Origin of the sequence: Mycetocola spongiae (genome assembly GCF_020424085.1) — a bacterium.
Lineage (GTDB): Bacteria > Actinomycetota > Actinomycetes > Actinomycetales > Microbacteriaceae > Mycetocola > Mycetocola spongiae.
In genome coordinates this window covers 2,778,137-2,803,748 of sequence record NZ_CP080203.1, presented here as the reverse complement: position 1 = coordinate 2,803,748, position 25,612 = coordinate 2,778,137, and the positions used below count along the sequence as shown (strand labels likewise).

At 64.7% G+C, this 25,612-nt stretch carries 27 protein-coding genes and 1 tRNA gene; 11 read left to right on the top strand and 17 right to left on the bottom strand.

The window, feature by feature from the left end; genetic code table 11:
- Positions 1-37: 37 nt before the first annotated feature.
- The gene (locus KXZ72_RS12880; RefSeq protein WP_226081332.1) at positions 38-601 is read right to left on the bottom strand and encodes a GNAT family N-acetyltransferase; all 564 of its coding nucleotides are present in this window, start codon (positions 599-601) and stop codon (positions 38-40) included.
- Between the two features lie 93 nt (positions 602-694).
- Between KXZ72_RS12880 and KXZ72_RS12875 the strand changes: the two genes are divergently transcribed.
- Positions 695-835, top strand: coding sequence for a hypothetical protein (locus KXZ72_RS12875; protein WP_226081331.1), 141 nt, complete (start codon positions 695-697; stop codon positions 833-835).
- A 19-nt stretch (positions 836-854) separates the two neighbouring features.
- On the opposite strand, the gene KXZ72_RS12870 is transcribed toward KXZ72_RS12875, so the two are convergent.
- Positions 855-1,499: a DNA-3-methyladenine glycosylase gene (locus tag KXZ72_RS12870; protein ID WP_226081330.1), complete on the bottom strand. Its 645-nt coding sequence runs from the start codon at positions 1,497-1,499 to the stop codon at positions 855-857.
- A gap of 165 nt (positions 1,500-1,664) precedes the next feature.
- Here KXZ72_RS12870 and KXZ72_RS12865 point away from each other — a divergent pair, with 165 nt between their 5' ends.
- Together KXZ72_RS12865 and KXZ72_RS12860 are read left to right on the top strand one after the other, a co-directional pair.
- Complete coding sequence (locus tag KXZ72_RS12865; protein ID WP_226081329.1) at positions 1,665-2,288, top strand: ClpP family protease; 624 nt, start codon at positions 1,665-1,667, stop codon at positions 2,286-2,288.
- Positions 2,285-2,872, top strand: coding sequence for a ClpP family protease (locus tag KXZ72_RS12860; protein WP_226081328.1), 588 nt, complete (start codon positions 2,285-2,287; stop codon positions 2,870-2,872). Before KXZ72_RS12865 ends, KXZ72_RS12860 begins: the two co-directional genes overlap by 4 nt.
- On the opposite strand, the gene KXZ72_RS12855 is transcribed toward KXZ72_RS12860, so the two are convergent.
- The 7 genes from KXZ72_RS12855 to KXZ72_RS12825 all read right to left on the bottom strand — a co-directional run bounded on the left by KXZ72_RS12855 (position 2,869) and on the right by KXZ72_RS12825 (position 9,484).
- On the bottom strand, positions 2,869-3,207 hold the full coding sequence (locus tag KXZ72_RS12855) for a helix-turn-helix domain-containing protein (protein WP_226081327.1): 339 nt from the start codon (positions 3,205-3,207) through the stop codon (positions 2,869-2,871). The two genes, KXZ72_RS12860 and KXZ72_RS12855, sit on opposite strands and share 4 nt — an antisense overlap.
- A 138-nt stretch (positions 3,208-3,345) precedes the next feature.
- Positions 3,346-4,917 (bottom strand): leucine-rich repeat domain-containing protein, encoded by a 1,572-nt coding sequence (locus tag KXZ72_RS12850; protein ID WP_226081326.1) that lies wholly within the window; start codon positions 4,915-4,917, stop codon positions 3,346-3,348.
- 1,150 nt (positions 4,918-6,067) lie between these two features.
- Complete coding sequence (locus KXZ72_RS12845) at positions 6,068-6,661, bottom strand: hypothetical protein (protein ID WP_226081325.1); 594 nt, start codon at positions 6,659-6,661, stop codon at positions 6,068-6,070.
- A 133-nt stretch (positions 6,662-6,794) separates the two neighbouring features.
- Positions 6,795-7,187 (bottom strand): lasso peptide biosynthesis B2 protein, encoded by a 393-nt coding sequence (locus tag KXZ72_RS14810; RefSeq protein WP_226081324.1) that lies wholly within the window; start codon positions 7,185-7,187, stop codon positions 6,795-6,797.
- 12 nt (positions 7,188-7,199) lie between these two features.
- A complete protein-coding gene (locus KXZ72_RS12835) occupies positions 7,200-7,460 on the bottom strand; it encodes a PqqD family protein (protein WP_226081323.1) in 261 nt (86 codons plus the stop codon).
- 10 nt (positions 7,461-7,470) lie between these two features.
- Positions 7,471-9,276 (bottom strand): asparagine synthase-related protein, encoded by a 1,806-nt coding sequence (locus tag KXZ72_RS12830; protein WP_226081322.1) that lies wholly within the window; start codon positions 9,274-9,276, stop codon positions 7,471-7,473.
- A gap of 79 nt (positions 9,277-9,355) precedes the next feature.
- Positions 9,356-9,484 (bottom strand): lasso RiPP family leader peptide-containing protein, encoded by a 129-nt coding sequence (locus tag KXZ72_RS12825; RefSeq protein ID WP_226081321.1) that lies wholly within the window; start codon positions 9,482-9,484, stop codon positions 9,356-9,358.
- Positions 9,485-10,765: 1,281 nt separating this feature from the next.
- Here KXZ72_RS12825 and KXZ72_RS14805 point away from each other — a divergent pair.
- The gene (locus KXZ72_RS14805; RefSeq protein WP_226083529.1) at positions 10,766-11,125 is read left to right on the top strand and encodes an ATP-binding cassette domain-containing protein; all 360 of its coding nucleotides are present in this window, start codon (positions 10,766-10,768) and stop codon (positions 11,123-11,125) included.
- Between the two features lie 328 nt (positions 11,126-11,453).
- Here the strand turns inward: KXZ72_RS14805 and KXZ72_RS12815 are convergent, their stop codons facing one another.
- Both KXZ72_RS12815 and KXZ72_RS12810 read right to left on the bottom strand, forming a co-directional pair.
- A complete protein-coding gene (locus tag KXZ72_RS12815) occupies positions 11,454-12,173 on the bottom strand; it encodes a response regulator (RefSeq protein ID WP_226081320.1) in 720 nt (239 codons plus the stop codon).
- Positions 12,170-13,141, bottom strand: coding sequence for a sensor histidine kinase (locus KXZ72_RS12810; RefSeq protein WP_226081319.1), 972 nt, complete (start codon positions 13,139-13,141; stop codon positions 12,170-12,172). The genes KXZ72_RS12815 and KXZ72_RS12810 overlap by 4 nt, the downstream gene beginning before the upstream one ends.
- Between KXZ72_RS12810 and KXZ72_RS12805 the strand changes: the two genes are divergently transcribed.
- From KXZ72_RS12805 to KXZ72_RS12795, 3 genes are read left to right on the top strand one after another with little or no spacing between them, the layout of a single operon-like run.
- On the top strand, positions 13,140-13,847 hold the full coding sequence (locus KXZ72_RS12805) for an ABC transporter ATP-binding protein (protein WP_226081318.1): 708 nt from the start codon (positions 13,140-13,142) through the stop codon (positions 13,845-13,847). The genes KXZ72_RS12810 and KXZ72_RS12805 overlap by 2 nt on opposite strands.
- Complete coding sequence (locus tag KXZ72_RS12800) at positions 13,844-14,572, top strand: hypothetical protein (RefSeq protein ID WP_226081317.1); 729 nt, start codon at positions 13,844-13,846, stop codon at positions 14,570-14,572. Before KXZ72_RS12805 ends, KXZ72_RS12800 begins: the two co-directional genes overlap by 4 nt.
- A complete protein-coding gene (locus KXZ72_RS12795) occupies positions 14,569-15,336 on the top strand; it encodes a hypothetical protein (RefSeq protein ID WP_226081316.1) in 768 nt (255 codons plus the stop codon). The genes KXZ72_RS12800 and KXZ72_RS12795 overlap by 4 nt, the downstream gene beginning before the upstream one ends.
- A gap of 570 nt (positions 15,337-15,906) precedes the next feature.
- Here KXZ72_RS12795 and KXZ72_RS12790 read toward each other — a convergent pair.
- From KXZ72_RS12790 to KXZ72_RS12780, 3 genes are all read right to left on the bottom strand, one after another.
- Positions 15,907-15,981, bottom strand: a tRNA-Arg gene (locus KXZ72_RS12790).
- Positions 15,982-16,114: 133 nt separating this feature from the next.
- Positions 16,115-17,071 (bottom strand): hypothetical protein, encoded by a 957-nt coding sequence (locus tag KXZ72_RS12785; RefSeq protein WP_226081315.1) that lies wholly within the window; start codon positions 17,069-17,071, stop codon positions 16,115-16,117.
- Positions 17,072-17,245: 174 nt separating this feature from the next.
- Positions 17,246-18,202 (bottom strand): DUF4190 domain-containing protein, encoded by a 957-nt coding sequence (locus KXZ72_RS12780; protein ID WP_226081314.1) that lies wholly within the window; start codon positions 18,200-18,202, stop codon positions 17,246-17,248.
- A gap of 189 nt (positions 18,203-18,391) precedes the next feature.
- Between KXZ72_RS12780 and KXZ72_RS12775 the strand changes: the two genes are divergently transcribed.
- The 3 genes from KXZ72_RS12775 to KXZ72_RS12765 all read left to right on the top strand — a co-directional run bounded on the left by KXZ72_RS12775 (position 18,392) and on the right by KXZ72_RS12765 (position 20,892).
- On the top strand, positions 18,392-19,030 hold the full coding sequence (locus KXZ72_RS12775; protein WP_226081313.1) for a TetR/AcrR family transcriptional regulator: 639 nt from the start codon (positions 18,392-18,394) through the stop codon (positions 19,028-19,030).
- Positions 19,031-19,076: 46 nt separating this feature from the next.
- Positions 19,077-19,526 (top strand): RrF2 family transcriptional regulator, encoded by a 450-nt coding sequence (locus tag KXZ72_RS12770; RefSeq protein ID WP_226081312.1) that lies wholly within the window; start codon positions 19,077-19,079, stop codon positions 19,524-19,526.
- A 199-nt stretch (positions 19,527-19,725) separates the two neighbouring features.
- A complete protein-coding gene (locus KXZ72_RS12765; protein WP_226081311.1) occupies positions 19,726-20,892 on the top strand; it encodes a globin domain-containing protein in 1,167 nt (388 codons plus the stop codon).
- Between the two features lie 66 nt (positions 20,893-20,958).
- Here the strand turns inward: KXZ72_RS12765 and KXZ72_RS12760 are convergent, their stop codons facing one another.
- Positions 20,959-23,211: a glycoside hydrolase family 3 C-terminal domain-containing protein gene (locus KXZ72_RS12760; RefSeq protein ID WP_226081310.1), complete on the bottom strand. Its 2,253-nt coding sequence runs from the start codon at positions 23,209-23,211 to the stop codon at positions 20,959-20,961.
- A 101-nt stretch (positions 23,212-23,312) separates the two neighbouring features.
- Here KXZ72_RS12760 and KXZ72_RS12755 point away from each other — a divergent pair, with 101 nt between their 5' ends.
- On the top strand, positions 23,313-23,891 hold the full coding sequence (locus tag KXZ72_RS12755; RefSeq protein WP_226081309.1) for a TetR/AcrR family transcriptional regulator: 579 nt from the start codon (positions 23,313-23,315) through the stop codon (positions 23,889-23,891).
- A 49-nt stretch (positions 23,892-23,940) separates the two neighbouring features.
- On the opposite strand, the gene KXZ72_RS12750 is transcribed toward KXZ72_RS12755, so the two are convergent.
- Both KXZ72_RS12750 and KXZ72_RS12745 read right to left on the bottom strand, forming a co-directional pair.
- Complete coding sequence (locus KXZ72_RS12750) at positions 23,941-24,438, bottom strand: HNH endonuclease (protein ID WP_226081308.1); 498 nt, start codon at positions 24,436-24,438, stop codon at positions 23,941-23,943.
- A 313-nt stretch (positions 24,439-24,751) separates the two neighbouring features.
- Positions 24,752-25,573: a C40 family peptidase gene (locus tag KXZ72_RS12745; protein WP_226081307.1), complete on the bottom strand. Its 822-nt coding sequence runs from the start codon at positions 25,571-25,573 to the stop codon at positions 24,752-24,754.
- Positions 25,574-25,612: the final 39 nt, after the last annotated feature.

Sequence of the window (25,612 nt, the reverse complement as noted above, 5' to 3'; positions counted from 1 at the left end):
CCCGCGCCGCCCCGTGGCACCCGCCGCGGGGCGGCGATTAGGGGCGGGGCTCGGAGGCCAGCAGCGCGTAAATATACTCGCTGCCCCAGGCCCCCTCGGGCGTGAGATCGTTCTCGATCAGGTGTGCCTCGCGGCGCATTCCGAGCCGCTCGCAGAGCCGGGCCGAGGCGGCGTTATCGGCGTCGAGCCGGGCGAAGATCCGGTGGGCGCCGAGCGTGGTGAAGCCATAATCACGCAAGGCCCGGGCCGCCTCGAGGGCATAACCGCGGCCGTGAAACTCGGGGTGGAAGATCCAGCCGATCTCCGTCTGCCGGGCCGCGGCCGAGGTCAGCGTGATGACCACCTCGCCGAGAATGCGAGTATCTTCCGGGCGGCCGACGGCAAAGAGGAGCGAATCGCCGTCCTCCTGCCACCGGGTTGCGGGGGCTACCGTGGCGATCTTCCGCTCACAATCCGCGAGCGTGAGCGGGGCCTGATAGAGATAGCGGGCCACGTCCGGAAGCCCACGATATGCGTGCATATCCGCGGCATTGGCGGGCTCAAAACGACGCAGGATGAGGCGTTCGGTCGGGCGGGGGACGGAGGCGATCGGATCGGTCACCCTCCCAGCCTACGGGGAAATTACGGGGCGTTGTTTTCCGGCACCGGACGGCGTAGGGTGTGTTCCCACCACCCCAATAGTAGGGAGATCAGAATGGGACACCCATCCCCCACCGAGAGCACCCCCGAAAATGCCGAGGAGGAGCGCACCGAGGAGCAGAAAAAATATACGAGGGAGCTCCACGATGCCCAGACCAACGAGGACACCGCCTCCGGGGGCCCCGCCAAGGACTAGGCGCGGGCCGCGGCTCCCGCTAGCGGCGAGGTGGGGCCGCCGCCCGATACGGGGAGACGGTGGCCTCATCGCGTAAATAAAACCGCCAGGGAAACTCCGCGGTCCCCGCGATCCCGCTCACGCCGGTGCGCGGGGAGATCCCCATCTCCGCGGGCGTGATCACGCGCTCCGCGAGCAGGAGCTCGGCACGCGCTCCGGGGGCCCCGTCCAGAGCGTCCACCCCGTCATCTCGTTCCCGGATAAAGCCCAGCGCCTGCGCGAGTCGGCCCGGGCCGCGGGCCAGATCGCGATCCTGATGCGCGGCTCCCCGGCGAGCGCGGGCGAGCTCGACCCCGGTGATGATCTCCCCCGCGCGCAGCAGCACCCCCGAGGCCAGTCCCGCGGGGGAACACACCACATTCACCGCATGATGCATGCCATAGGAAAAATAGACGTAGAGGTGTCCGGGCTCCCCAAACATGCTTGCATTACGTGCGGTCTTCCCCATCCGTGAATGCGATCCGGGATCGGCGCGGTCCCCCACCCCCGGCCCGGTATAGGCCTCGGTCTCGGTGATGCGCACCGTGACCTCCCCCTCGGGCAGGCGCGATATCAGCCGGGCTCCCAGGAGCAGCGGTGCAATCTGTACCGCATCACGCAGAAAAAACTCTCGTTCGGGACGCATATCCCCAGTGTGCCCCGTGCGCGGTCGCCGGGCAATCCCGGCGCTCACCGGGAGGAGCGCCCTTCCCCGGCCGCCGTTCCCGCGTGCTACCGCCGCCGCCCAGGGCAGATCTGCCCCGGGCAGAAAACAGGGCGCTCTCCCCGGGCCGGGCCACACACTGGGGACATGACCGAAAATACTCGACCGCCGTTGCTCGGCGAAGGCGCCCGGGCGGCGCTCAGCGATCGCCGCATCCTGCTCCTGGACGGGGAACTTAATGCCGATAACGGTGTGATGCTCTCGACCCAGCTGATCGCCCTGGCCGCCGCGGATCCCGCCGCCGATATCGCGCTCTGGATTGACTCCCCGGGAGGCTCGGTCTCCTCGATGCTCGCGATTCGTGATCTGATGCGGATCATCCCGTGTGATGTGTCCACCCTCGCGCTGGGTATCGCGTGCAGCGCGGGCCAGTTTCTGCTGTCGGCGGGCACCCCGGGTAAGCGGCGCGCGCTCCCCCACTCGCGGATCCTGATGCATCAGGGCTCGGCGGGTATCGGCGGAACCGCCGTGGATATCGAGGTGCAGGCGGCCGCCCTGCGGCATACCCGCGATACCGTGCTGGGCCTGATCGCCGCGGATACCGGGCAGGCCCCCGAACGCATCTTTGAAGATTCCCTGCACGACCACTGGTATACGGCGCGGGAGGCCCTGGACTATGGGTTCATCGACGAGATTGTGACCGATTTTTCCCTGATCGCTCCCCCCGCGCGATACGCCGCGGGCCTCGGCGGAGAGCTGGCGCGGGCATGAGCGAGTATCTGATTCCCAATGTGATCGTGCAGCATCCGCGCGGCGAACGGGTCATGGACGTATATTCGCAGCTGCTCTCCGAGCGCGTGGTTTATCTGGGCACCCCGATCGACGCGGGCGTGGCCAATGCGCTGATCGCCCAGCTCCTGCATCTGGAATCGGAGGGGCCGGACCGGGATATCCAGATGTATATCAACTGCGCGGGAGGCGATCCCGGCGCGATGCTCGCGATCTATGACACGATGCGTTTTATCCGCCCCGATGTGGCCACCACCTGTGTGGGCGCGGCGATTGCCGCGGGGGCGGTCCTCGCTGCCGGGGGTGCGCCGGGAAAGCGCGCGGCACTGCCGCATGCGCGGCTGGCGCTGCATCAGCCGGTGGCGCAGGGCCGCGGCACTATTCCCGATCTGATTCTGCAGGCCGAGGAGGTCATCCGGGTGCGCGCCGATATCGAGGGGGTACTCGCGGAGCATACCGGGCACGATATCCGGACGCTGCGGGCCGATACCGATCATGACCGCGTGTTTACGGCGGCCCAGGCCCGGGACTATGGGTTGATCGACCTGGTCCTGGATCGCCGCTAGGCGGCGAGCGCAAACGCCGCCGCCCGCACCCGCGGGGATTCGGGCGCGCGGCCGTCGAGGCGGTGCAGCTCGGCGGCCACCGCGAGGGTCAGATCGATCAGGGTCAGGCCGAGGGCCCCGGCCACCGCCTGGAGGATCTCGCTGGAGGGATCCTTCAGCCCGCGCTCCAGCTCGGAGAGATACTGCGGGGAGACGCCGGCGCGCGCGGCGGTCTGCACGAGGGTAAACCCGCGCCGCTGCCGGAGCCGGCGCAGCAGTGCGCCCACCATATGTCGCCACAGCGGTTCCGGGCCGGGCGTGACTGGGCGGGCGGGGTGAGATCCGAGGGGGTCCATATTCCCCATGCTAGGTGCCGTCCCGCCCGGAGCGCCCCGCGTTCTGCTCAGGGCAGAACGCGGGCGCCCCCCACCTAAACGGGCCCGCCGGTGTCCCCGCGGTTGCGGGGACACCGGCGGGCCCGGATGGGTTAACGCCTAGCCTAGGCGGCGACGACGCGCATAGAACACGGCGCCAAGACCCGCGGCGAGGCTCGCGAGGACACCCAGCAGCAGGCCCGCGGCGGGCAGGTTCGCACCGGTCTGGGCCAGTCCACCGGCCTCGGGGGTTACCGGCGGGGTGGCCGGATCGGTCGGGGCCACGGGAGGATCGGTCGGGGTGACCGGCGGAATGACGGGGCTTCCGGCACCCACCACAACGTTATAGGTGTGGTCGATCATATTTCCGTAGGCATCGGTGCGACGCACCGAGAGCGGGAACGTGCCCTCCTCGGTGGGGGTTCCGGTGATGGCGCCCTCGGCGTCCAGGCCGAGCCCGGGGATTTCTCCCGCGGTCACCGAGAACGGTCCGTCCACGAAGGACGGGGTCACGGCCAGCTGGAACTGATAGTCGGCACCCACGGTGGTATTGGGCAGGTCGGCATTAATATAGTCGGCGCGCGTGATCGGGTAGCTCAGCGTGGCCGAGTATCCGGCGGTGGAGCCGGGGAGCGGGTTGCCCGAGATCTGGGCCTCCAGCGCGGTGGCATCCGCGGGGATATCCGACCAGATGGTCAGCCCCTCGGGGGTGGTGATGGCCTCACTCGTTGCGTTTAACACCACACCGGGGAGCATCGTGAAGGGTGCGGTGGTGGCCTGGGTGGTGCGATAGGTCGACTCCGTCGCCGATGCCACAACCGGGATTCCGGTGACGCGCTGGTTGAGGAAGCCCACCTGGCGCAGTGCGGGCCAGGTGTCCAGCATGCTCAGGTCGGACACGCGGGCGCCGTTCACGTTGATGATCGAGAGCGTGGTGCTTCCGGCCAGCGGCGAGAGGTCAGAGACCTCCGTGCTGGGTGCGGATACCGCGTTCAGCTTGGGCTTGCCGGCCAGCGGGGAGAGATCGCTCACCCCGGTCTCCTGCAGGTAGATGCCGATCAATTCGTTGAGGTTCTGTACCGGGTCGATGCTGGTGATCTGCGTACCGGCGGCCTCGATGCGCCACAGCTTGGTGGCGTTACGCAGCGGCTCCAGGTCGGCCACCTTGGTCCAGTTGAACCGCACATAGTCCAGGATCGGCAGGGTGGAGAGCGGGTCCAGGCTGGTGATCGCGGTGCTGCTCACGTTGAGCTGGCGAATCTCGGTGAGGCCGCGCATCGGCTCAAGCGTGGTGATGGGGTTTTTGCTGAGGTCCACCAGATCGAGCTGGCTGGCATATTCCAGCCCGGTCAGATCCGTAATGCCCGCATCGGGCGCCATCAGGTCCCGCAGCGATCGCAATACTCCCCGGGTGAGCGTGGGCTGCTGGGTCTTTTGCAGGATGGCCGCGCTGAGTGCGGCATCGGGCATGTTCACGAGTTCGTTATCGTCCGGGAGCGCGGCGCGGGCCTGCGCGGAACGGGCGATATCGGGGCGGGCGACGGGATCGGATTCCGGGCCACCCTGGCCCAGGGGGATGGAGGTCACGCCCGCGGCGGCGGGCGCGCCGATGGCCTGGGCCATACCGGCCGGGGTGAGGAGCGCGGCCGCGGCAATGGTTGCCGCCACCACGCTCATTTTGGTCAATCGCATGGGGTACCTTCGGGGTTGGGAGCTTGGCGCGAATTCCCGCACCGTACCCCTTTTGGGGGGCTCGCATTTAGCCTAACAGCGCAAAAACCCCGCCCGAGAGATTCGGTGCCTCTGCCCAAAACCTACACATAACAGGCGACAGGAATATGGCAAAAATTCCCGAGTTTCCGGCCATCGCTCCCCGCAAAAACGACGCATTTTCATGCGGCATTCCGTCAGTCAAAAGTGCAATTTGCGCCAGTTTCCCCTCGCCGCATCACGGCCGGCATACTCGGTTCTCCCGAGCCGGCAACTACATGGAGTACGGAGGTTTTGCTCCTCGCGGACGATCCATCACCCACCCGGAGCAGCCGATACCCGTCCGTCCGGTACCCCGTATCTTGGTGACGGAGCCCACCGCGCCCCGCCGTGGGAACCCCGCGCACCGCGTTCGGGAGGAGAGAAACCCGGGCGAATGAGCTGGCCTTTCGGGTTTATGGGCGACTCAGCGAGGACACGTTGACGATCTCGCCCCGCGCTGAAAACCGTTGTGCCGAGAAGGAGACGCGGGGCCATCGGCGCCATTTGCGGCCGCCGGGCCCGGGGCTCTGGACAAGCGCGGGCACCTTGCCGGATCGGCCGGTCGCTTTCCGGACTGTCACCCTCCCGCCGTATTGGGGGTCGTGATCGCCTCGCCTCGCTCTGCGCGGTAGCTTCCGCGGAAACAGGTGGATCCGGTCCCGGGTCGCGCGCATCCACGCGCTCCCGATCCCGGTTGGCACGCGGTTGCGAGAGCGGTGCGGCGCGATCCCCGGGGCGCCGGCCGCCCCCGCGCCTGTGCGAACGCGACCGCCCCGCACCGGGTGTGCCCGGAATCGGGCCGGCCTCCGGACGGGGGCTCCTTCTCCCTGCGGTGGCGCGTTAATCGATCGTTGAGCGAGCGTCCGAGTCCTCCCGCGGCGATGGTGCGCAGCATCCACGCCCCGTGCCCGCGCTCATCACCGGCCCCAAAACCGTCATCGCGGCGGGGCGAACCCGCCGGTCGGCAGAGGAGCGGAACCCGTCAGAGAAAAACACGGGGACCCTCTCAGTGGCCGCTTAGTGGCTCGCGCCCCGTCCGCCCTTCCTCGTCGGTCACCGCGCCTCATCCACGTGCCTCCGGGTGCGAGAGCTAGCCCGCACGGGAGCCGGCCGAGAACCGGTGCAGCGCCTCGGCATATTTGCCTGGATGCTGGCGGGTGTCATCGGTGATCAGGAGCGTTTCTGGTTCGAAAATTCGTGTATATGTGTCAACGCAGGGGATCGTGATGACCCGATTTAATCCGTTTTTCCATGCCGGGATGAGCGCGTCGATCGCGAGACGTTCGGGGGTTGCGTCCACAGGTATTGCGTTTCTGCGGTTGACCTCGTGGTGGTGCTGATCCAACCAGGCATCAAATGATGTGGTGAATGCGGCACTGCCGAATGCCTGCTGCACGCTGGGGCCCGCGATATCGGCGAGTAATGTGGCGCGCTCGGGTGACCCATCCGCGGTGGACAGGAGGCGCTGAATCGCCCGCGGGTCTGAGCCAGAAACGGCGTGATCGAGGCATTCGCTCCACAGCCGCGGCCAGAGTTCCGCCCATTTTTCCGGTGGTGTGGTTTCGGATTCGGGCCGGGTGTTGAGCCGAGGGGGCTGGTCGCCGTGTGAGGCCAGCCCCCAGGCCTCGCGTATCCAGAGCAACTCCAGGAGAGCAGGCGGGGAGTCGTCGATGCGGATCATCATTCCCGCGGGCCATGAGCCCGTCGTGGTACTCGGATCGGTGTTCATCAGGCCTGTCTCCCCTCAAAGCCGCACGAAAGGTTGCATACTGCGTAGATATATGTGGCGCGACGTCGGAGGTCCGAAAAACCATTCATCATGCCACATCGACGGAGTGCGAGACAAAATAGTACGCAACGACTTCGGGCTCACCGACAGGGCGCCCGTCAACCTCAATCCACGCGTGAGCGGTGAACGGCTCGATGCCAAATCCAATTCGCCAGTTTGGTGCGCTGCCGTACAGGCGGCACAGAATCACCACTGCAACGGAGCGCTGTACACAGCCCTGCCCTGCACATCGCCGACTGAATCGGCAAATCTGCTCCCTCGCAGTGCCAGCTTCACTGAAAGTCGCACGTCGTGTGCCGCGGCTGATGCTGTGCACAAGTTGATGCATACGGTTAGGAGGCAGATAGGAAACTAAGCGGGCAGCCGTGATTGCGGTGCGCGCCGCAACCAAGCGTAGTATCTTGCTCGTACTGTAGTGCACGGAAATCTCCTGCTATATCTGGATGAGGCGGGCATCTCTTAGCCGTGCGAGCAAGTTGTCAAGATCGAGTCGGACGCGTTCGGCCTCAACGCCGAACTCTTGCGCCACGCAGTTGCTCACGGATTCCTCTGACTTCCCCTCTAGTAGAAGTTTGAGGATCCTCGTGCCGACCTGATTGAGTCGGTAGTATGATGCGTTTCGGCCACCACTAGTCAGAATCGCCTGCTCATTCGTTTCGGTGAAGGTCGCACCGCGAGTTAGCTGGATCGTCATTATCGTTCTTTCATGGCGTCCGACCCATGGCGTGTACACCGCGGAGCCAACGTTCCGCCGTCGCAATCCGCTCGACGTCGAGAAGGCCAACGTCGTTGCTGGATGGCTCATAGACCACCGATACGATCGTTGGCCGTTCAACTAGGTCATGCTCTGCGAGAAGACAGGACTCGAATTCCTCTGCGAGGGCACCTCTGCGACGCCGGTGCTCAGCATAGATGTCACTTGTGAAATCACTTCGGCCTCGCTTCGCATAAAAGTCCGGCAGGGCAGCATTGCCGATCGCTGCCGCAAGCAGTGGTTTGTCATTTATCGTGGAAAACCGTGCAGTTGCAGGGGCTCGGAGCACGGCTCGGAGCACTCGCACATCAGTAAAGGGACCTCGCCAGTCAATATCGAAATTATGAAACAGCTCGCCGAACTGCCTTAGGATCTTCCCCTGGAATGCGATGGATTCGGTTGTCTGTTGTGCGGCAGGATCTTTACCAAGTGGAGACGGCGGGTCTTCAGCCACTTTCTTGATTTCCTCGACGATGATCGTACGGGCTTTTTGGCTTAGCCATGTGGGCAACACTATCGGCGGGAACCACGAGTATGCGTCAGCGGGACGCAGGTCTGAATCACCGCCATCTAATGCTCGGGCTACACGCAATAGATAGTTAGCGTAGTGCTCCTTACTGGCGGCACCTTTCAGTAGAGGCCGCGGGTCGATTCGCTGACTGAGCTGAAAGTGGCGAATCAAAGCTAGGGCACGGATCCTGTTCTCACGCCAGACGGATCGGAACAGTCCTGGGACGAGGTCGAACAACTCGTCGCCTCCCAAACCCGTGAAGTGGACGTGAGAACCGTCCCGCGCGATCGTAGGAGCGAGAGCTTCTACGTATCTGCGCGAAGCCGCCCAAACTAAAGGTCCTTCCAGAAGCGCACGCGAATTCGTCTCGATGTCGAGATCGAAAGCGGAACTGCTTTCTGCAAGCGGAGCAAACTCCCGTAGCGGAATGTCAAGCTCGCGTGCCACAAGTCGAGCCCGTTCCGTTTCATCGTTTGAAGCGCTCAGGGAGGACGTCCTATAGGTCGTGAAGTCATGTCCCAGATCATGAAGAATGAAGCAGATGCTGGTGGAGTCCAGCCCCCCAGAGAGATCAGAACTCACTAGCGCGCTTTCGATGGATGCCTCCCCAACCGATGAGCAGAGCGCGCTACGCACCGCGAGCGTCGCCTGGCTGCAGTCCAGATCACGTCCGGGGTCCCACCACCAGCGCTCCTCCCTGACTCGACCTGCCGTATCGAAAGTCAACAAATGGCCGACACCGACGGCATGGATGCCCTCCCAGGGCGTCCGTCGAGCGAAGGGCTGGATCGGCAGGGAAGAGATCAGCGAAAGCGTAAGCGCAATCTCGTCAATCGAGGGGTTCAACAGATGATGAAGGATTTTCAACGTGTTCGTAGCCACAGGCACGCCGTCGACGACGCCCCAAAAGATCTGCCTGTCTGTACTGATCGTTCCTCGCACGCGAGACACCTTGTCGATGGTCGTAAGGAAGAACGTATGGATCGTAATGGTGCCAGCGAGCTGGTCGAGATACTGAGGATCGGCGATGGATTCGTTTGGTAATTGCATGCCGATACCTCGCTCCTCGGGTACTGCGACTCGCGCACCTCGGCCAGGTGTTAGCACCCTCCAGCGATCAGGTGCATCAGAAAATAGCCAAGGTCGCCCGGAAGGATGAGTCGAGACGGCTGTGAGCCCGAGGGCGAGCAACGCATCGGTCAGATCACGCTGCACCTCTCGGTCCGGCAATACTGCAAACTCCATGTCGGGTCCTTCTCGTCGTAGTGGCGGTAGATGGGAGTGTGGGCGGGAGGCTAATCTCCCGCCCACAGCGGTTCGTTAATCACCAGGGGGCGATGAACGTGCGCCCACCGAAGACATCGCGGTGGTCCCACCAGGGGTAACCGTTCGTCGCTTCATGGAAGGAGCCAATCCGCTCGAGCGCGGGAGCCATGTAGGTCTGCTTAGTCATGTGATTCACCTCCCTTGCCGATGTAGCACGGACTGCGAGCAGGTCGGTCGCCACCGTGGCGGACCCGAGAAACCTTGGTGCCCCGTTCCGTCCGATCAAACTAACAGAATCGTTACACGCCTGTCTATAATGTTTTTAGTATTGTGATCGATTATTTGAGCGCATAACCCGATAAAAAAGGAAGGCAGCGTAACGCAAGGTGTGGAGTCTTTGGCCGGATAGCGAAGGCTCCGGGCCTAATCCTGCTCCTCCGGGGCAGCGGTGGTGTGGGGACGCTTGCGGTTGCCATCAGCGCGCTGGAAGCGTTGACATCCCTCGCTCTTCCTTCGTTGCTGAATCCGCTGATGCCCGGGGTGAGCGACAGCGGAGGCGTAGGTCACTCACTGCGCCAACCACTTTGGCGTACTCGTTGTTGCTGATCTCTGGTGAGCTCGATGCAATCCAGCAGTATTTACTCGGTCGAGCGGGCCAAAACCCCGTGTTTAACGCCCGACGGATCACGATCCGGGCTTTGCCTCGCCCGCCCATTCGCGAGTTCGATACACAGCCAATCAGTGATCTTATTTCCCACGTCGCAAGTGACACGTGCGTGCAGCAATAAGCGCTCAGGCAAGGGTTTCTCGCATCTGTGTGCGGAGTGGCGACAATGGCGGGTACGATCGTTGCACTGTTCGTCATCGATCCGGGACGGATGGGCCTAATACCCCCGATCTTGGCACTGTTTGCGCTTCTGACTTTTCTCAAATCCGTGGTCGCGCGCGGAGTGCTAGCCGTAGTCTTCAACAACGGATTAGGTTGTTATCAGCAGCGGTTGGCCGGGCAATCCTTGGCATCCGTATAATTCGCGCCGAGAATGCCAGTGACTGCGAAGAGGCTGGTCTCATCGATGTTGCGGCGCAGGAGCGCGCAGGAGTGATGCGGATCACGAAGTTCACTGCCCTCATTGTGCCTATGTAAATGAGGTCCATGCAGAGAGCAGCACTTACGATACTGGCCGTAGGCGGCTCTGGCGTTACCATCGGTGAGCTTTCGGTTGCCAACTTGATTTCGGTCATCATGTACGTATTCTTGCGAGTCGCTCCGCTCAGACAACTATCCTCTTCGCTCGCCTCACTAAACGCCGCGCTCAGCGTAGTTGATCGGATAGGGAAACTCATAAGCATCGCGTCCGAGCGCAATGCCGCTCGTAAAACGGGCCCCGCCTCACTGGGCCAGCGGCCGATCAGTATCGAATTTGAAGACGTAAGTTTCGGCTACATCCCGCGATATAGCGATTGAGCAATAGTCAGACTTGAGCACGTTTCCTTCCGCATTGAGGCTAGACAACGCATCGTCTTCGTCGGCCCGACAGGTGCTGACAAGAGCACGCTCCCTAGCCGGATCGTCCGCGTCTACGAGCTGGCCGCCGGTCGGGTTGTGCTCGATGGGGCAAACAGGTCAACAGTGAGTCCTACGGAATCACGAAGCGGTGTTTCATGCGTTGAGCAGGATTCCCCAGCGTTGCCAGGCACGGTGCGGGAGCGCGTTGCTGTTGTCTCCGGATGCGATCGACAAGGATTAATGGGCTATTTTCGAGTCCAGGCAACTCGACGCGATGGTTCGAGCGCTCCCCCATCATCAACTAGTGGAAGAGGCGGGTGAGCTCCTCTCCGATGGAGAATAACAGCGCATTGCAAGTGCTCGCACCTTGCTAAGCGATCCCCCACCGCTTTTGTTAGATGGATCAACGGCGAGCCTGGATCGTCGAACGTTAACGATCATCCGTGGCGTGCTAGGCAAGGTTGGCCAGAACTGGACCACGGCGACTATCTTCCATCGCCTCGCGGCTGTTCGAGACGCCAAAGCCATCATTCTTCTGGATCGCGTTCATATTATTACTCAAGGCACGCACGCTGATCTCATGACGGACAGTCGTCTCTATCTAGATCTGGCTCCTAACCAAATCATCTCGCAGCAGCGATAAAGATTATCAGGATTGGGTTTTGTGTGGTGCCGGAACGAGCAGCCCACTCTCATAGGCCGCGATGACCAGCTGAGCGCGGTCTCTCGCTGCGAGTTTGGCGAGAAGACTGCTGATGTGGGTCTTGACGGTGTTGCGTGACACGGTCAGGGTAGCCGAGATATCGTCGTTGGGCAGGCCTTTGCCGACGAGGGCAAGAACCTCCTTCTCTCGGGTGGTGAGCCTCGACAACCGTGCCGGATCGGTCTTTTCGGTCACGGCCCGGTGTCCGAGGTAGTACTCGACCAGGGTAGTGAGGATCGTCGGCGCGAAAAGAGACTCCCCTGTGGCGACGCGGCGGATGGCGTCGACCAACTCCTCCGGGCGGGCGTCTTTGAGTAGGAACCCGCTCGCGCCGGCCCTCAAGGCTTCATAGAGATACTCGTCGAGCTCGAACATGCTGAGGATCAGGATGCGCGTGTGATCGGGTGCTGCGTCGTCGATGATCTGCCTAGTCGCCTCGATGCCGTCGATCTCGGGCATTCTGATGTCCATGAGCACGAGGTCGGGGCGCAGCACCCTAGCAGCGGCAATCGCCTCCGCTCCCGTGCCGGCCTCGCCGACGACTGTCAGGTCGTATTCACGATCAATCGCGATACGGAGGCTGCGACGCAGCAACGCTTGGTCGTCGACCAGCAGGAGACGGGTGGGCTGGATCTGGGGATGAGTGGCCACGTAGTGCGCCGTCATAAGGACCCTCCCGGGATCTTCGCGAGGAGATGGAACCCCGTGCTTGTGTTCTCGATTTTGAGCGTACCGTGGTGCACTCCGAGGCGTTCTTCTAAGCCGCGGAGTCCCATTCCGGCGCCTGGGCTCGGAGACCAGCCCGGTGCAGGGCCTTCGTCCTGGATGTCGATCGCGATGCCTGTCGCAGAGCGTTCGATCGTAACGTGAATACTGGTGTGACCGGCGTGCCGCAGAGCATTAGTAAGGCCTTCGCGGACAAGAACGCAGATCGTCAGCTGAATCGCCGGTGCAACATTCCTCAGATCACTCTGTTGGTAGATGACAACGAGTCCGGCGTTCCTCGCCTCCTCGAAGATGCTCGGCAAATCAGGAAAGGGTTGTGTCGGGCGCAAGGGGACGGGGTGTTCTGCGCCGGTGGTGCGTAGGAGCGCGAGCATGCTACGCAGCTCCGAGGTAGTCTCGCGGCTGAGCTGCTCGATGTCCCGCAGCGCCTGCCGACGCTCGGCATCGTCATCGTCGGCAGTGAGATTTGCGGTCGCGGCGCGAACGGTCATCAGTCCGAGCCCGTGAGAGGCCAAATCGTGCAGGTCCCGAGCGATGCGCAGCCGCTCAGCTTGTACCGCGCGGTCAGCGGCGAACCGGACTAGCTGCTGCTCGTATGCGCGCCGGGCGCGACGAGTGCGTAGCAACGCCCAGGTCGTAGTCCCAACTGCAATGGTGACGATCGCCACGATCGCAGCCATCACATATGGCGCGCCCCGTCCGAGCGCCATCAGCACAAGCAGAAGGACAACGACTACGCATGCGGTGATCAGCCATGCGGAGGTGATGTTCCGTCTGTCGGCATTCTCCATACTTTCATCATAGAAATTAGACGACGGATAGTCTTCACCCCAGGGGAGGAGAACGAAAATCAAGATCACCCCTGGCTGTGGTGTTCTACCTTCAATCATCTGCTGGTCTGGAGTCATGTTAACTTTCAAGAACGTGACAAAAATGCGAGGCAACCGCTCCATCCTCACCGGCATCACTTTCACCGCGGATCCTGGCCGGGTCACCGGATTTCTCGGCCCTAATGGAGCGGGCAAGTCCTCGACCCTGCGGATACTACTCGGTTTGGACCGCCCGACGTCAGGCCAGGCACTCGTGGACGGCCAACGTTTCACCACTCTTCGCGATCCACTGCGCCGTGTGGGTGCGGTGCTCGACGGTTCCGGGGCCCATCGTTCCCGAACAGGACGCGCGCACCTGAAATGGGTGGCGCGATCGGCAGGGATCGGCAACGATCGCGTTGAGGAAGTCCTCAAACTCGTGGGAATTCAGGAGGCCGCGGGCAAACGCGTCTCTACGTATTCACTGGGCATGGGCCGAAGGCTGGGACTGGCGACGGCGTTGCTCGCCGAGCCCGAGGCTCTCGTTCTCGACGAACCCGTGAACGGTCTCGACCCCGATGGCATCCGCTGGATCAGGCTCTTTCTGAGGGAGCAGGCTTCGGCAGGGCGCACCGTCCTGGTCTCGAGCCATCTGATGGGCGAGCTCGCCGAGACCGTCGATGACGTGGTGGTGATCCGCGAAGGGCAGATCGTTGCGGATGGCACCCTCGCAGAGGTCACCCGTGGATATAAAAGTCTCGAGGAAGCCTTTTTCGCGCTCACAGGCGGTAAGGGCTTGCAATGAGGGCATTGCGTGCGGAACTGATAAAGCTCGTGAGTCTCCCTTCTGGGTGGGTGGCTCTCATCGCCGGGCTCGTGATCCCAACGGGTATCTGTGTCATCACTAGTCTCACCTCGCAACCGGGCCCCGACACGGGATTCTCCGAGCTGGCGATCGGTGTGCTCGGCGCGATTGTACTCGGCGTCGTCGCGATCGGGAGCGAGTACACCACGGAAGGCGAGGAGTCTGCAGGAGGTCGACAGATCACCACCACACTGACCGCGATACCTTCGCGCACACGGCTCATGATTGTCAAGATCATCACGGTGATGATCGTCGTCGCTGCCCTGGCGATCGTCGCAGTTCTGCTGGCGCATACGACGGTTCATCTGCTGCTCGGCTCGCAAGCACCCGATATTGACGGGGAGACGCTCGCTCGGGCCGGTGGAGCGGTCGCCTACTGGGTGATGATGGCACTACTCGGGTTCGGGCTGACCGTTCTCACCCGCAACGGCATTGTCCCCATGGCGGTTCTGGTCGCCAACTCCTCAGCCGTGACCGTCACCTTTCTGCTGGCGCAGAACTTCCCGGTGGCAAACTACCTGCCCGACCTGGCAGGGATGCGCATGTTCACCACGCTGCACACGAGCGTCGAGATCAACCCGGTCGCCGGCGGATTCATTATGGCCGCTTGGGTAGCGGCAATGCTGGTCGCCGCGGGCATTGTGTTCGTACGGAGGGATGCATGACCACGACGCATGACGCTTCGCGGACACGCGGGCGGGCGTTCGCGCTCGCAGCGGGCGCGGAATTATCGAAGCTCATATCCTTGCCGGCGACCTGGCTCGTACTTGGCGGCACGTTTGTGATCACCATCGTGCTATCGATCGCGTTCGGGACAAGCGTTCCCAATGGGGGCGGCGGACCTTCCGGAGCGAACATCCTCGATTACGGAGTGACCGCGGTGACGTGGACCCAATGTGGATTCTTCCTGCTCGGCGTCATCGCCTCAAGCTCCGAGTACATCGGCGGTCAGATCCGCACCACCCTTATCGCCATACCCGACCGTGTCCGATGGCGCGCAGCGGCCACGCTCGCGCTCGCTCCGCTTGCGCTGTCCGCAGGAATAATCGTCGTGCTCGCCAGCGTGACTACGACCCTCCTGACAGCGCGCATCTCGATGACCGACATCGATATTGGTACCGCTGTGCGCATCGTCCTCAGCGCCGCGGTGTACCTCACGCTCATGACAGTGCTGAGTTCTGCCCTCGGACTCCTCATCCGCAGGGCGATCCCTGCAGCAGCGATGCTCCTGCTGTATCTGATGATCATCAGTCCGCTACTGCAGAGCCAGAACTGGTACTTCCTCCCAGACATAGCCTCATACACGCTCTGGTTCGCCAGCATCCCGAGTACAGCGCCACCCGCGGTCGTATCCTGGCTGGTGCTGCTGGCCTGGACGCTCGCCTTCCTCCTGCCATCCATCATCATCGCCACGCGGCGCGACACCTAAAGCTGTAGGTTCCGGTTTCAGCCAGTGGTCCTTCCAACGCGGCGACCGAGAAACCGGGTCTCCGGAACATCACGGACGAGGCGAGATAGCGATTCAACTCGATTGCCGGTATAAGCCGTAACCACGAATACTCAACCAACGCAATACTTCCGCACAGGCGGTCTGCTTGCGGGTTTCACATGCAACACCGATTCATAATGTCTCCCCTCAGTTGCTGATTTTCCTCATCATGCACCTCAGCGAAACAAGGCCCACGAACCTTCGATACGGGCAACCTATTACGCGTTTTGGTGCGCCTAGGGCAGAGGATACACAGTTCTGTGGCGGTGTCTGAGAGATATCGGTGACACGCGTGATCGCTACTGCTCCGCTGCATCGCTCTCTGTGTTCGCGGGGTTCTACTCCTAAGACCTTGCCATTAGGAGGTGAACGAGCGAAGCCGTTCACCGTTTTCCCCTAGCCAGAAATACGGCGTGGAGCGGTCGCGTGCTCTGAGTACGATGAATGGGCCGAGACCGACGGCCGAGCTGCGACACGCGCCAACGATTCGCAGTTTCGAACATCAAACATTGGTGCCCCTGGAGGGATTCGAACCCCCAACCAGATCCTTAGGACGGACATGCTCTTCCATTGAGCTACAGAGGCGCGGGGCACGCACGGGTGCGGGCCCCGCGGCCGCCTCGGGAATACCCGCAACGGCTGCATATCCACTGTAGCGGAAGTGCGGACGGGCACCGAGACTAACGGTGCCCGGCGCAGGTTAAGACGTGGCCCGGGGCTAGCCGCACGTGGCGGCGGTATAGGCCTCGATCGAATCGGCCTCGCGCACGGCCTCGTCCAGATCGGCGGGAACAAAAACGTCAACGTGTTGCAGGCTATCGGCCACCACCACGGTGAGATAGGAGAGCGTGTCCACCGAGTCGACGATGTCATCCGGCGCCGAGAAGCTCAGGCTATAGGCGTCATCGGCGATCTCGTAGAGCAGATCGGTGGGGCCGGTCAGCGCCTCGTCATCCCCCGCCCGAAGTGCCGCCTCCAGGGCGGTGGCGTCCAGCGCACGCAGTTCGGCGAAGGAGCCCACGAGCGCGGGGGCCTCCCCACAATAGAGCTCGCGCTGCTCGGTATCGCTCAGGTCCTGATAATCGCCATAATCGCCAAAGGAGGAATCGCCCACGCGGTCGGCGGTGGACGCGGCGAAGCCGAGGAAGGCGGCCCCAAAGACCATGGTCATCAGCAGGCCGAGGCCGATCAGGAGGGTGCTCAGCGCGGTGAGGATCGAGCCTACCCAGATCGAGGCCACGCCCAACCCGGACATGAGCCGCCGCTCGCGGCGGGCGCGGGCCGAGGAGACCAGGCCCAGGATCAGGCCCACCACGGGGGCCAGGATCGACAAAATAAACGCGACGATATCAAACGTCTCGGCGGGGGGACGCTCGTTGCCCCGCCCGGCCGGATACTGCCCGTAGCCACCCGCGGGTGCGGAGCCGGGATAGCCACCATAGGGCGGCTGACCGCCCGGGGCCTGCCCGGGCGGGGCATAGGACGGCGCATAGCCCGCGGGCGGAAGATCCGCGGGGGCGTGGGGATATTCGCCGGGTGCGGAAAAGCCCGGGGCAAACCGATCCTGCGCGGGCGGCACAAAGCCGGCGGAATCCGGGCCCGCCCATTCCGGGTGCGCCGCGGCGGGCTCATCGCCGGGGGTGGGATTGGGCGAGTTCGGGTTTTCGCTGGTCATCGGATGGCCTTTCGCGGCGGTGAGGGGAGGTGCCCCCGCGCAGTGATGCCGCGACGTGGAATACACGCGCGGCATCACTGCGCAAAAAGCACACGGCTGCTGCCGCAATACTATCCGCCACCGGCCCGTTCGGGCTGATAATTACCGGCGGAAATATTCCGCTCGGTGGTGACCCTAGCCGCAGTTGGCGGCGACGTAGCTCACCACATCGCGCTGGTCTCTGGCGAGCCCGGTGAAGTCCGAGGCGTCCAGGGAATAGCCATTCGACAGGGCGCGCGCGATGCTTTCGGAGTGGGAGGTGAGGTCCAGGAGCGGGTCCTCGATATCCGTGGGTGAGATCATAAACAGGTCATCGGAGTTAGTGGATACCCGCTCCAGCAGCGCGATCTCCTCGCTCGCCGCGCCCTCGGGACGTTCGGCGAGTTCCATGATGTTGAGTGCGTCCAGGGCGGGGAAATCGCTCGCCAGCACGGGATAGGCATCGCAGAAGCGCTCCATCGTTTCATCGCTCGGGGCCACGCGGGGCAGCGACGTGGTGGGCAGGCTGGTGGGCAGATTGGTGGGCAGGCTGGCGATCACGCTGCTACTCACAAACGCGGTGCCCGCGATCACGACGATCACCATAACAACCGAGAATACGATCCAACCGGCGGTGAGGATTGCCCCCACCCAGACGGAGGCCGCGGCCATACCCGAGGCGCGTCGCTGCTCACGACGGGCCCGCGAGGTGGCCACAATTCCCATGATCAGACCCACGAGCGGGGCCAAAATCGACAGCACAAATGCCGTGATATCAAACCCGGAGGCGGGCGAACGTCCCGAGGAGGGGCCGGCCTGTCCCGCGGGATAGGTGGGGGCGCCGTACGCGGGGGCGCCATATCCGGGGGCCTCGGCGCCATAGGCCGGTGCGCCGTATCCGGGGGCGCCGTTGCCGGGGGCGGGCATCTCCGCACCGGGCACCGGGGGCGCCATCGGTGCACCGGCGGTCGGGGAGGATCCAGACTCGCCATAGTTCGGGGTGGAATAATCCGTCGGGCCCGCCTCGGGGGCCACAAACTGCTGGTGGGCGGGATCGCCGGCACCCGGTACGGAGGCGTCCGGGTTCTCGGGGGTGGGCTGTGAATCGGTCACGGTGGGGCCTTTCGCTGCCGGGAGACCGGACACTCACCGCCAAGACCGGCAAGAAGCGCACTGGTTCCCGCCTATGGAATCGAACACCCCATACAACCCCAAACGGGGGGTATTTATATCACCTGTTGGCGGGCTTTGACGGTACGCGTGTCGCATCCACCCGGCCGCGCTCTCGCTACGATGGACGTCATGGAATCCCCCTCCGCCCCCGAATCCGGATCGCGCCGACCCACCACCGCAAGACGCCGCGAGGAGATCCTGCGGGTGGCCCTGGAGACCTTTGGCCAGCGCGGTTATGCGGGCGGCTCCCTCACGGAGATCGCCTCCCAGGTGGAGATGACCCACGCCGGGGTGCTGCATCATTTTGGCAGCAAGCGCGGCCTGCTGCGCGATGCGCTCTCCCAGCGCCGGGCCCAGGATGCCGACCATTTTCGCGCCGCGGACTCCCCCGCGGGCGCGGCCCTCTTCCACCACCTCACCGAGACCGGGCGCGATAATGCGCAACACCCGGATCTGGTGCGCGCCCATACCGTGCTCTCCGCCGAGGCGGTGATCGAGGGCCATCCCGCGCGCGAGCATTTTCGGGAGCGCTATCGGGCGCTGCGGGCCACGGTGCGCGCGGCCTTTTGCACCTATCAGGGCAGCGAGTATGTGAGCGAGGAGGAACTGGACGCTGCCTCCGCGGCCATCCTGGCCGCGATGGATGGCCTGCAGGTGCAGTGGCTGCTGGATCCCGAGGAGGTGGATCTGGCCCGGGCCACCGAGTATGCGATCGATGCCATCGTCGAGGCCACGATCGCGCGCGCCTCCGCCCGCAGCGTGCCTTAGGGGCGGGATTTCGGCGGAAAAACGGCGCTCCGGTTAGGCTGAGGGGATGAAACTGAGCGTTTTTGCCGATGTGAGCCTGCGGGCGATCCTCGTGCTCGCGGCGCTCGAACCGGGCACCACGCTCTCCAGCCGCGCGATCGCGACCGCCGTGGGTATCCCCTTTAACCACGTCAGCAAGGCCGTCTCGGGCCTGGCCCGGCACGGCCTGGTGGAGGTCACGTTTGGGCGCACCGGCGGGGCCCGCCTGAGCGTGGCCGGGCGCACCGCGAGCGTGGGCCAGATCCTGCGCCTCCTGGACTCCCGGGACGATGTGGCCGATTGTGTGGGTGATCACGCAACCTGCCCGCTCATCGGCGAGTGTGCACTGCGCCATGCCCTGGCCGATGCCCGCGAGGCGTTTTATGCGGCCCTGGATCATCTGGTGGCCGCCTCGCTCCCCACCCCCGGACAGATGACGCCTGTCTTTGCCACGATTGGGCTGCGCCCCCACCTCTAGCCGGCGCCCGCCGCGGCGGAGCACCCCGGAGGTTTTCCACGCCACCCGATTGCGCGGTGCGCCGTCCGGGCACGCCTTTTGCGCCCGGATGGCCCGGCGGCACGTTCAAGCGAGCACACTGGCATCAATATACGCATATTAAATGCGCATATTCACCCCGGGGGTACTACCGGGGTGCCGTCTAAAGAAAGGGCCAGCCATGCTCTCCGAAAAATCCCGCCCCGTGATCGAGGCCACCCTGCCGCTGATCGGCTCGCGCATCGGTCATATCACCCCGGTGTTTTATCAGAAGATGTTTGCCGCCCACCCGGAGCTGCTGGACGGCGTTTTTAACACCGCCAATCAGGGCAGCGGGGAGCAGCCCCAGGCCCTCGCCGGGAGCATCGCGGTCTTCGCCACCCACCTGCTGGCCCACCCCGATACCTATCCCGAGACCATGCTCTCGCGCATCGCCCACCGCCATACCTCCCTCGGCGTCACCGCTGAACAATACGACATCGTCTATGAGCACCTCTTTGCCGCGATCGCCGAGGACCTCGCCGAGGTGATTACCGCCGAGATCGCCGATGCCTGGACCGAGGTGTACTGGCTCATGGCCCACGCCCTAATTGCCCTGGAGCGCGATCTCTACGGAATCCAGGCCAATAACCAGCACTGGGCCCCGTGGCGCATCGTCCACCGCGAGGAGCATGGCGATAGTGCCGTGACCCTCGAATTTGAGCCCGCCGATGAGACCCCCGTGACCGCCGCGGTCGCCGGTCAGTATGTGAGCGTGCGCGTGGCCCTCCCCTCGGGCCTGCGCCAGGCGCGCCAGTTCACCCTCACCGGCGGCCGCGGCACGGGCCGCAGAATCACCGTGCGCCGCGATCGCGATGGCGCGGTATCCCCCGTGCTCTGCGATGCCCTGCCCGTGGGCTCGATCGTGGACCTGTCCAATCCCTATGGGGATGTGGTCCTGGCCACGGGTGAGCACCCGCTGATCCTGGCCTCCGCGGGAATCGGCAGCACCCCCACCGCCGCGATCCTGCGCTCCCTCGCCGAGGATCGCTCGACCCGCGCGGTCACCGTGTTGCATGCCGACCGCTCGGGGGCCGACTGGGCCCTGCACGCCCAGATCGCCGCCGATATCGCCGCACTGGAGTCCGCGACCCTGCGCACCTGGATGGAGGAGCCCGAGGAGGGCGCCCACGGCGGCTATATGAGCCTCGACGGCGTGGATCTGCCCGCAGATGCCGAGCTCTATATCTGTGGCCCGCAGCCGTTCATGAAGTCGATCCGCGAGCAGGCCCTCGCGGCGGGCCTTCCCGCGCGCAGCATCCACTATGAGATCTTTGGTCCCGATGTCTGGCTGCCCGCCACGGCCTAACCCACCCGGGCGCGTGGCCGCGGGATCGGGGTCTCCCCGTTCCCGCGGCCACGCGTGGTTAAGCCGCTAGCGCGCGGCGTCCACCGCGGCGATCAGCGCATCGATCTGCGCGCTATCCACCGCACCGAAGGTCACGAGCAGGCGCAGCGGCATCTGCTCGGCCATCTTGGCCATCTCGGGGTCACCCAGGGCCCCGCCCATCGCGGCACCACCCTCGCCCTGCGCGGTCAGTGCCGCCTGCAGGATCGGGCCTCCCACCGGATCGCTAAACCACTCGCTGAGCGTGGAATCCCCGCTCAGCCGCGCGGGGTTGGCATCCCCCGCGATTGCCACCGTGGAGACGTGGCGCAGATCCCGCGAGGAGGCCCCGACCTCCACACGATACGTGCCGGGTTCCACCACCCAGGCGCCGGCGTCCACGTGATAATAGGCGAGGTCGCGCACAGCAAAGCCCAGGCTCACCCGCGCGGTCTGCCCCGCGGCAATCGCCACCGCGCTAAAGGCGCGCAGCTCGTGCACTGGGCGGCTCACGGCCGCACCGTCGAGCCCGGTATATACCTGCACGATCTCGCGGCCATCGCGCTCACCGGTATTGGTCACGTCGAGGTCGATCACCACGCGATCGCCCTCCACCCGCACGGTGGGCTCACCATAGCTAAAGGTTGTATAGGACAGGCCAAAGCCAAACGGGTAGGCCACCGCGGCGTCGCGGGTATCGTAGTGGCGATACCCCACGTAGAGCCCCTCGCCGTAGTGCACGCGGCCCTGCTCGCCCGGGAAATTGGTATAGGCGGGTACGTCGCACAGGCGCTCGGGAATGGTCTCGGCGAGGCGGCCCGAGGGATTCACCCGGCCAAAGATCACGTCCGCGAGGGCGCCACCCCCGGCCTGGCCCAGGAGCCAGCCCTCGAGCAGCGCGGGCACCGTGCCGGACCACGGCGAGAGCCGCACCACGCCGCCGTTGCTGAGCACCACGATAACGCGGGGATTCACGCGGAGAAGCTCGGCCAGCAGGCCGAGCTGATCGGCGGGCAGATCGATATCGGCGCGGTCAAATCCCTCGGATTCGGCGGCATCGGGTAGACCGCAGAAATACAGCACGGTCTCGGCCTCCGCGGCCGCGGTGATTGCCTCGGCGGTGAGCCCCGCGTCCCGGGTTCCGTCGAGCCGGAAGCCCGCGGCAAAGCTCACCTCCAGGGTGGGGGCCAGCGCGCGGATCTCGTCCAGGGCGTTATCCAGGCGGGTCGGCACGATCTGCGAGCTGCCCGAGCCCTGATAGCGCGGGGTGCGGGCAAATTCGCCGATCACCGCGAGCGAGCCCGAATCGGTGGGCAGCGGGAGGATCCCGCCCTCATTGCGCAGCAGGACCACGCTCGCGGCCGCCGCCTCGCGGGCGAGGGCATGATGCGCGTCCACATCGATACTGGTCTCGGGGCGGCGGTTTTCCACCCCGCGCAGCGCGAGCTCAATCACGCGCGCCGCGGATGCGTTCAGCACATCCTCCGGGAGCGTTCCGGCACGCACGGCGGCCACCACCTCGGCATCGGTGCGGCCACCCGTGGTGGGCATTTCCAGGTCCAGTCCGGCCGCGAGTGCCGCGGGCCGATTGGATACGGCGCCCCAATCGGACACCACCAGCCCGTCAAAACCCCAGTCCTCGCGCAGTACCTCGGTGAGCAGCCAGCGGTCCTCCGAGGCAAATACCCCGTTGATGCGGTTATAGGAGCACATCACGGTCCACGGGGATTCCTCGTGCACGATGCGGCGGAACGCGGGGAAATAGAGCTCCCGCAGCGTGCGCTCGTCCACCTCGGCGCTCACGCGCATCCGGTCGGTCTCCTGATTATTCGCGGCGAAGTGCTTCACCGAGGCCCCCACACCCCGGGACTGGATGCCGCGCACGAGGGCCCCGCCCAGCACGCCCGCGTGCAGGGGGTCCTCGGAGAGGTACTCAAAATTGCGGCCACAGCGCGGATCGCGCTTGATGTTAATGCCGGGGCCCAGCAGCACGCTCACGTTCAGCGCGAGCGCCTCCTGCCCGAGCGCGCGCCCCACCCGCTCGATCAGCTCGCTGTCCCAGCTGGAACCGAGCCCGGTCGCGGGCGGGAAGCAGGTTGCGGGTTCCCCCGAGAGCAGGCCCAGGTGGTCGCCGCCCGTGGCCTGCTTGCGCACGCCGTGTGGCCCATCGGAGACGGCTATCGAGGGGACCCCTGCCCGCTCGATCGCCACGGTGCTCCAGAAATCGGCGCCGCTGAGCAGCGAGGCCTTCTCCTCCAGAGTGAGGGTGGACAGTATGGACGCAACCTGGTTTTTCTGCATGATCCGTGGATCCCTTCGCGGGTAGTGCTCCGGCCTTTTGAGAAAGCATACAGTGTTCGGTTTTGCGGATGCAATGCCCCGGCTGGGATACGATGGTGGGCATGCCGGGAAGAGGAAGCTCCACCAAGGGCGCGGCCAAGCGCGAGGAAATTCTGCGCTCCGCGCTTGAGCTCTTTGCCGTCGAGGGCTACCGCGGCACCTCGCTGCGCACGCTCGCCCAGCGCTGCAATATCAGCCTCGCGGGCCTCATGCACTATTTTGATTCGCGCGAGGACCTCCTGGTAAAAACGCTGCAATTACGCGATGAGGTGGCCCGCGCAAATACCGAGGGCCTGCCGCCGATGCGGGGCTTTATCGCCGTCCTGCGTGCAAACGCCAATGAGCCGGGCCTGATCGAGCTATTTGTCACCCTCCTGGCTGCCGCAAGCGACCCCGAGCACCCCGCCGCGGCGTTCATGGCCGAGCGCTTTGATCGGCTGATTACCGGGCTCTCCGAGCTGATTTGCACGCAGCCCGATGGCCGGGAGCTCTCCCCCGCGCAGGTGCGCTCGCATGCCCGCCGCCTGATTGCCGTGGCCGATGGCCTGCAACAGCAGTGGGTTGTGGACCGCGGCATCGATATCGCGGAGGAGTTCCTGGCCTATACCGCCGCCCAGCCCCTCGCGGGCCTGAAGCCCTAAGCACCCGCACCCGCGCCCGTCGCCGCTCCCGGGAGGGAACGGCCGGACCCTAGGCCGCCTGCTCCAGATACTGCTCCCAGGACGGCAGCGCCCGGTCCGCCCCGCGCATGGTCCAGGTGGCCCCGCGCGGCGGCACGGGCGCCCAGCTCAGGCTCCAGCCCATCTCCCGCGGCGTGCGGTCGGCCTTCTGGTTATTGCAGCGCGTGCAGCAGGCCACCAGGTTCTCCCAGGAGCCGGCACCCCCGCGCGAGCGCGGCAGCACATGATCGATGGTATTGGCCGGCAGCCCACAATAGGCGCATGTAAACGCGTCGCGGCGCAGCACACCGCGCCGGGTAACCGGCACCCGCCGCGTGCGCGGCATGCGCACATATCGGCCGAGCACGATCACGAGTGGGCGCTCATAGCTGGCGTCCGCACCGGTCACGGGATGTTCGGCGTCGGCCTCGATGATCGTGGCCTTGTGGTTAAGGACCAGGACCAGGGCGCGACGGAAGGAGACGATGGCAAGCGGTTCATAGCCCGCGTTGAGCACAAGTGTACGCATGGGTATTTTTCCTCTCGAATGGCCGTGACGGCTTCGCGGTTATTCGACTGCAGTACCGCAGCGGGAAGCGGGCCCCCGGAAAACAAAAATGGCGCCGTCTTTTCAGACAGCGCCACGGTGGCAGACTTCACGTCGGCCGATATCCGGGGGGAAAACCACATCTCTCGCACACCACGAGCATCCTTGGGTGGGACGCCGGGTATTCGGGCCATGATCTTCCGCTCCTTCACTACGAGGTAACGGCTTTACCCTAATACACCAAAGGCGCGTTTTCCGAGGAAAACGCGCCTTTTGGTCGGAAGCAATTATGGAATTAGATTCCCACGCGGACGATCGACCAGTTCTTGGCGTAGATCGGACCGATGCGCAGCGGGGTTCCGGGCTGCGAGGCGTGCAGGATCATTCCGTTTCCGGCGTAGAAGCCGATGTGTCCGGCACTCACCACGAGGTCACCGGGCACGGCATCGGCCACGGCGATCTTCTTGCCCATGTTGCCCTGGGTGGTGGAGTTATGCGGCATGTTGATGCCGAACTTGGCGAAGACGTACTTCACAAAGCCCGAGCAGTCGAAGCCGGCGGGGGTGGCCCCACCAAAGACATACGGGACACCCTGGTACTTCAGGGCCTCGCTGAAGACGGCCGAGAGGCTGTAGTCGGGCATTGCGGCACCCGAGGTGGAGAGCAGGTCGCTTGCGCTCGGGCCGCTATAGGCTGCCTGCTGCGCGGCGAACTGGCTGCGACCGGCGGCGGCCTGCTCGGCGCGAGCCGTGGCGGCGGCGACCTGGGCGGCCTGGGCGATCTCGGCGTCGCTCGTGGCGGTATAACCCTCACGAGAAACGGCGGTGGCCTCGCTGGCCTCATCGGCGGCGGGGGCGGTGAACGCCTGGGCGCCCGCGTCCTTGGCGTCCTGAAGCGAGGTGCCGGCGGCGTCCGTGTTGTTATTGATGGCATAGGCCGGGAGGGCCACGGTGCCAAAGAGTGCGGGGACGGCCAGGGCCACGGCTACCGTGGAGCCCCAGCGGCGGCGCGGGGCCGCGGGTGCCGGTGCGGCTGCCTGGCGGCGGGGAGCGGGTGCTGCGTCACGGGCCAGTCGGGTCTCCCGACGGGTCATCGCCTGGGTCCGTGCGACGGTCAAGGAGTCTGCGTTCGACTCGTTGGTACCTACTTCAGCCAA

What these genes read in the sequence shown, in the direction of transcription:
- KXZ72_RS12875 (WP_226081331.1), top strand. Translation starts at nt 695, where the DNA reads ATGGGACACCCATCCCCCACCGAGAGCACCCCCGAAAATGCCGAGGAG.
- KXZ72_RS12870 (WP_226081330.1), bottom strand. Translation starts at nt 1,499, where the DNA reads ATGCGTCCCGAACGAGAGTTTTTTCTGCGTGATGCGGTACAGATTGCA.
- KXZ72_RS12865 (WP_226081329.1), top strand. Translation starts at nt 1,665, where the DNA reads ATGACCGAAAATACTCGACCGCCGTTGCTCGGCGAAGGCGCCCGGGCG.
- KXZ72_RS12860 (WP_226081328.1), top strand. Translation starts at nt 2,285, where the DNA reads ATGAGCGAGTATCTGATTCCCAATGTGATCGTGCAGCATCCGCGCGGC.
- KXZ72_RS12855 (WP_226081327.1), bottom strand. Translation starts at nt 3,207, where the DNA reads ATGGACCCCCTCGGATCTCACCCCGCCCGCCCAGTCACGCCCGGCCCG.
- KXZ72_RS12850 (WP_226081326.1), bottom strand. Translation starts at nt 4,917, where the DNA reads ATGCGATTGACCAAAATGAGCGTGGTGGCGGCAACCATTGCCGCGGCC.
- KXZ72_RS12845 (WP_226081325.1), bottom strand. Translation starts at nt 6,661, where the DNA reads ATGATGATCCGCATCGACGACTCCCCGCCTGCTCTCCTGGAGTTGCTC.
- KXZ72_RS12835 (WP_226081323.1), bottom strand. Translation starts at nt 7,460, where the DNA reads ATGACGATCCAGCTAACTCGCGGTGCGACCTTCACCGAAACGAATGAG.
- KXZ72_RS12830 (WP_226081322.1), bottom strand. Translation starts at nt 9,276, where the DNA reads ATGGAGTTTGCAGTATTGCCGGACCGAGAGGTGCAGCGTGATCTGACC.
- KXZ72_RS12825 (WP_226081321.1), bottom strand. Translation starts at nt 9,484, where the DNA reads ATGACTAAGCAGACCTACATGGCTCCCGCGCTCGAGCGGATTGGCTCC.
- KXZ72_RS12815 (WP_226081320.1), bottom strand. Translation starts at nt 12,173, where the DNA reads ATGACGGCGCACTACGTGGCCACTCATCCCCAGATCCAGCCCACCCGT.
- KXZ72_RS12805 (WP_226081318.1), top strand. Translation starts at nt 13,140, where the DNA reads ATGTTAACTTTCAAGAACGTGACAAAAATGCGAGGCAACCGCTCCATC.
- KXZ72_RS12810 (WP_226081319.1), bottom strand. Translation starts at nt 13,141, where the DNA reads ATGACTCCAGACCAGCAGATGATTGAAGGTAGAACACCACAGCCAGGG.
- KXZ72_RS12800 (WP_226081317.1), top strand. Translation starts at nt 13,844, where the DNA reads ATGAGGGCATTGCGTGCGGAACTGATAAAGCTCGTGAGTCTCCCTTCT.
- KXZ72_RS12795 (WP_226081316.1), top strand. Translation starts at nt 14,569, where the DNA reads ATGACCACGACGCATGACGCTTCGCGGACACGCGGGCGGGCGTTCGCG.
- KXZ72_RS12785 (WP_226081315.1), bottom strand. Translation starts at nt 17,071, where the DNA reads ATGACCAGCGAAAACCCGAACTCGCCCAATCCCACCCCCGGCGATGAG.
- KXZ72_RS12775 (WP_226081313.1), top strand. Translation starts at nt 18,392, where the DNA reads ATGGAATCCCCCTCCGCCCCCGAATCCGGATCGCGCCGACCCACCACC.
- KXZ72_RS12770 (WP_226081312.1), top strand. Translation starts at nt 19,077, where the DNA reads ATGAAACTGAGCGTTTTTGCCGATGTGAGCCTGCGGGCGATCCTCGTG.
- KXZ72_RS12765 (WP_226081311.1), top strand. Translation starts at nt 19,726, where the DNA reads ATGCTCTCCGAAAAATCCCGCCCCGTGATCGAGGCCACCCTGCCGCTG.
- KXZ72_RS12760 (WP_226081310.1), bottom strand. Translation starts at nt 23,211, where the DNA reads ATGCAGAAAAACCAGGTTGCGTCCATACTGTCCACCCTCACTCTGGAG.
- KXZ72_RS12755 (WP_226081309.1), top strand. Translation starts at nt 23,313, where the DNA reads ATGCCGGGAAGAGGAAGCTCCACCAAGGGCGCGGCCAAGCGCGAGGAA.
- KXZ72_RS12750 (WP_226081308.1), bottom strand. Translation starts at nt 24,438, where the DNA reads ATGCGTACACTTGTGCTCAACGCGGGCTATGAACCGCTTGCCATCGTC.